Source organism: Novimethylophilus sp. (genome assembly GCF_036504375.1).
Classification (GTDB): Bacteria; Pseudomonadota; Gammaproteobacteria; order Burkholderiales; family Methylophilaceae; genus Novimethylophilus.
Genome location: NZ_DASXVH010000097.1, coordinates 1 through 3730, shown reverse-complemented (window position 1 = coordinate 3730; position 3730 = coordinate 1). Strand labels below are relative to the sequence as shown.

Annotated in this window: 8 protein-coding genes; 6 read left to right on the top strand and 2 right to left on the bottom strand. The window is 59.2% G+C overall.

Features of this window, described 5'->3' with window-relative positions; genetic code table 11:
* On the bottom strand, positions 1-303 hold a 303-nt coding region (gene amrB / locus VGK14_RS13790), incomplete at its 3' end, for an AmmeMemoRadiSam system protein B (protein ID WP_331509670.1).
* Between the two features lie 80 nt (positions 304-383).
* Between amrB and ispD the strand changes: the two genes are divergently transcribed.
* From ispD to VGK14_RS13760, 6 genes are read left to right on the top strand one after another with little or no spacing between them, the layout of a single operon-like run.
* On the top strand, positions 384-1061 hold the full coding sequence (ispD, locus tag VGK14_RS13785) for a 2-C-methyl-D-erythritol 4-phosphate cytidylyltransferase (RefSeq protein ID WP_331509669.1): 678 nt from the start codon (positions 384-386) through the stop codon (positions 1059-1061).
* Positions 1058-1363 (top strand): GxxExxY protein, encoded by a 306-nt coding sequence (locus tag VGK14_RS13780; RefSeq protein ID WP_331509668.1) that lies wholly within the window; start codon positions 1058-1060, stop codon positions 1361-1363. Before ispD ends, VGK14_RS13780 begins: the two co-directional genes overlap by 4 nt.
* On the top strand, positions 1341-1472 hold the full coding sequence (locus VGK14_RS13775) for a GxxExxY protein (RefSeq protein WP_331509671.1): 132 nt from the start codon (positions 1341-1343) through the stop codon (positions 1470-1472). The genes VGK14_RS13780 and VGK14_RS13775 overlap by 23 nt, the downstream gene beginning before the upstream one ends.
* 42 nt (positions 1473-1514) lie before the next feature.
* The gene (gene ispF, locus VGK14_RS13770; protein WP_331509667.1) at positions 1515-1991 is read left to right on the top strand and encodes a 2-C-methyl-D-erythritol 2,4-cyclodiphosphate synthase; all 477 of its coding nucleotides are present in this window, start codon (positions 1515-1517) and stop codon (positions 1989-1991) included.
* On the top strand, positions 1970-2755 hold the full coding sequence (locus tag VGK14_RS13765; RefSeq protein WP_331509666.1) for a fused MFS/spermidine synthase: 786 nt from the start codon (positions 1970-1972) through the stop codon (positions 2753-2755). Before ispF ends, VGK14_RS13765 begins: the two co-directional genes overlap by 22 nt.
* Positions 2752-3402 (top strand): type II toxin-antitoxin system VapC family toxin, encoded by a 651-nt coding sequence (locus tag VGK14_RS13760; protein ID WP_331509665.1) that lies wholly within the window; start codon positions 2752-2754, stop codon positions 3400-3402. The genes VGK14_RS13765 and VGK14_RS13760 overlap by 4 nt, the downstream gene beginning before the upstream one ends.
* On the opposite strand, the gene VGK14_RS13755 is transcribed toward VGK14_RS13760, so the two are convergent.
* The coding region (locus VGK14_RS13755) for an IS5 family transposase (RefSeq protein WP_331509664.1) at positions 3320-3730 on the bottom strand (411 nt) is incomplete at its 5' end. The genes VGK14_RS13760 and VGK14_RS13755 overlap by 83 nt on opposite strands.

The following is a 3730-nucleotide window of genomic DNA, read 5'->3' as shown; positions in this document are numbered from 1 at the left end:
CGGGGTTTCGAAAGCATCGGCGCCGGGCAATGCCAAGCCGCGCACGGCGACGCGATGGGTCGGCCCCAGCAGGATTACACGCCGGATTTTGCCGGCTTGTGCCGCCAGCAGGGTATAAGCGCTGGCGTCGACCGGGCCGGAATAGATATAACCGGCGTGCGGCGCGATCAGCGCCTTGGGCGTGAGCGGCGGCGCCTCGGTTTGTGCCTGCACCAGCATCGCCTGGATTTGGTGGGTCAGCTCTGCCGGGTCGCTGGGATAGAACATGCCGGCGACGGCAGCTGGTCGGATGGTAGTCGTCATGGCGCTCCTAATCTTCTCCGGATGCTCCTGAACTTGGGTCGAGGCGGCGGGAATCAAGGGCAGCATGATATGATTTTGCGATGAATAACTATGTACTCATCCCTGCCGCCGGCGCGGGAAGCCGCATGGGCCTGGAGTTGCCCAAGCAGTATTCGCTCTTGCTCGACAAACCGTTGATCCATCATACGCTCTCCGTATTCTGCGCGCATCCGGCAGTGGCGCAAGTAATCGTGGTCATCAGCCCGCACGACAAATGCTGGGACAATTACGACTGGAGCGCGTTTGCCGGCCGCATAAAAGTGCTGCGTTGCGGCGGCGAGACGCGTGCCGCCAGCGTGTTGAACGGATTGCAGGCGCTGCCATTGGCCGCGGACGACTGGGTGCTGGTGCACGACGCCGCCCGGCCCTGCATCACCGGTGAACTGCTGGACCGCCTGTTTGCCGAGCTGCAACAGGACGAAGTCGGCGGGCTGCTCGCCGTGCCCGTCGCGGACACGCTGAAACGGGCGTCGGCAGCCTGCCGCGTGGCCGCTACCGAACCGCGGGAAGGCCTGTGGCAGGCACAGACGCCGCAGATGTTCCGTTATGCCTTGCTCAGGCGCGGGCTGGAAGCGTTCGGCAACAGCACGCCTACCGACGAAGCCCAGGCTATCGAACATTTGGGGCTGGCGCCCAGGCTGGTGCTGGGTGAACGCAACAATCTGAAAGTGACTTTCCCGGAGGACTTGCTGATGGCGGAGAGAATTCTCAAAAAATGAACCGCCAAGACGCCAAGAACGCCAAGGATGAACTGGATAAATTTCTGGATGATTTGGTGCATGAGGTTATCGGGGCGGTGATTGAGGTGCATCGAGAACTTGGTCCGGGTTTTCTGGAGCATGTTTACGAAGAAGCGCTGGCGGTTGAATTGGCATTGAGAGAACTCCCGTTTATCAGGCAGAAGCCGGTGGGAGTGAGTTATAAGCAGGTTTCCGTGGGCGAAGGACGGCTCGATATGCTGGTAGGGGGTTGCCTCGTGTTGGAATTGAAGGCCGTCGATAGACTGTTGCCCATCCATTAAAGCGCAACTGATTTCTTATCTCAAAGCCACCGGCAACAAGCTTGGACTGCTGGTCAATTTTAATGAGCGACTTGTCCGCGATGGTATCCAGCGTGTTGTATTCTCATAATTCTTGGCGCTCTTGGCGTCTTGGCGGTTCGAAAGGTTTTTAATGATTAGAATAGGCCACGGTTTCGACGTGCACCCATTAGTCGCTGGCCGCAAGTGCATCATCGGCGGCGTGGATATCGCGCACAACAAAGGCCTGGACGGCCATTCCGACGCCGACGTGCTGCTGCATGCCATTTGCGACGCATTGCTGGGAGCGGCCGCTCTGGGCGACATCGGCAAGCATTTTCCCAATACCGACCCGCGTTTCAAGGGCATAGACAGCCGCGAACTGCTGCGCCATGTGACGGCCTTGTTGAAAGACAAAGGCTACGGCGTGGTGAACGTGGATGGCACCGTCATCGCCGAAGCGCCCAGGCTGGCACCGCATATCACGGCCATGTGCGCCAACATCGCGGCGGATATCGGCGTGGCGGCAGATTGCGTCAACGTCAAGGCCACGACCTCGGAACGGCTGGGTTTTACCGGTCGCGGCGAGGGGATAGCGGCCGAGGCGGTGTGCCTGATCCAGAAAGCTTGAGCGGTCCGACATTGAGCGACGCCCGCGCCAGTAAACCCATCGTCGTCAACGCGCCCGGTTTTCTGGTGATGCAGCTGGACGACGGCAACTTCCAGAGCCTGATGCGCAAGAGCCAGCCGCACCGGCTGGAACTGGGCTACACCCGCACCATGATGGGTTTTCTGCTGTTCAACCCTCACCCCAAGCATATCGCCATGATCGGTCTGGGCGGCGGCTCGATGCCCAAGCACTGCTATCGTCGCCTGCGCGATTCCAGCATCACGGTCGTTGAAATCAACCCCGAGGTGATCGCGCTGCGCAACCGGTTTCACGTGCCCTCCGACAACCAGCGCTTCACCGTCGTTTGCGGCGATGGCGCGGACTATGTGGCGCGGCAAAAGTCAGCGCTGGATGTACTCATCGTCGATGGCTTCGACACCAGCGGCCAGGCCCCGCAGCTCTGCACCCAGTGCTTTTACGACGCCTGCCACGCCAGCCTCGGCGATCATGGCGTGATGGTCGTCAACATCCTCGGTGCCGATCCCGGCATCGAAACCTACCTCGCCCGCATCCGGCACAGCTTTGACGGCGCGGTCGTGGTAGTGCCGTCGGAAGACTGCGACAACAAGATCGTGTTTGCGGTAAAAGGCCCGGCCATCGGCTTGCCGGACAGCGAATTGACGGTTCGGACGCAGGCGCTGGAAGCGCAGCATGGCCTGAAGTTTCAGCATGTGGCGGCGCAGTTGATGAACCACCGCCGCGCCGATGCCGGAGACGTTGAGTGAACACGCCCTGGCTGGCAGGACGGCTGGCCGGAGTGGATACGGCAAAAAAACCTTGGCGTCGAGAGCCGGTTTCAGGGCAAAGCAGCCCAAGCTTCAGCAATCGTCTGCCGACTGGCTGCGTGAAATGCGGGACGAAGCCCGCTAATGCCCAGATGCTTTATCTCGATACCAGCTTCATAACTCCTCTGCTGGTGAATGAAGAATCCAGCGAAGCGATTGAAGCCTGCCTGACCAGGTTACCTGCCGGTTCAATGGCAATCAGCCGCTGGACACGGGCCGAGTTCGGCAGCCTGATTGCCCGCCAAGTCCGCATGCGGCGATTCAGCGCAGCGGCAGCAAAATTGATCATCGACGAGTTCGGCGCTCTGGTGGAGCAATCATGCAGAGTTTTACTGCCGACCTCATCCGACTATGAAACGGCATTGGCGTATGTCACCTACTTTGATTCGGGGCTATGGAGTGGCGATGCCCTGCATCTGGCGATTGCCAGGAATCATCAGGCAGAAAAAATGCTGACATTGGATGAAGGCTTGCTCAAAGCCGCAAAACTTCTAGATAGTGTCATCACGAGATACCCAACCAAAGCACAAGGCAGCGAATCTGCACGGCGGCGAGGAATGACGACAGATTCTTGGCGTAGCGCGTAGCAATTCCCCGCCACCGCTTGAGCAGCAAGAAGGCGTTTTCGACAAGGTGGCGATGGCGATAGAGATGTTCGTCATACCTTCTGGGATTGTTACGGTTTTTTCGTGGAGGAATGACCGCACCCATACCCTGCGCCCTGGCTTGCTCCACAATCGCGTCACTGTCGTAGCCTTTATCGGCGATCAGGTATTCGGCATTCATTCCCGAAATCAAGTTTGCAGCCTCCGCACAGTCTGCGCGGGTAGCTTCTGTAGCAATGACTCGGATCGGCATACCATGCGCATCCACGGCCAGATGTATCTTGGTATTGAGCCCCCTTTTGTGCGGCTC

Bases quoted from the DNA above. Each gene is read 5' to 3' on its own strand.
- ispD (WP_331509669.1), top strand. From the start codon at position 384: ATGAATAACTATGTACTCATCCCTGCCGCCGGCGCGGGAAGCCGCATG.
- VGK14_RS13780 (WP_331509668.1), top strand. From the start codon at position 1,058: ATGAACCGCCAAGACGCCAAGAACGCCAAGGATGAACTGGATAAATTT.
- ispF (WP_331509667.1), top strand. From the start codon at position 1,515: ATGATTAGAATAGGCCACGGTTTCGACGTGCACCCATTAGTCGCTGGC.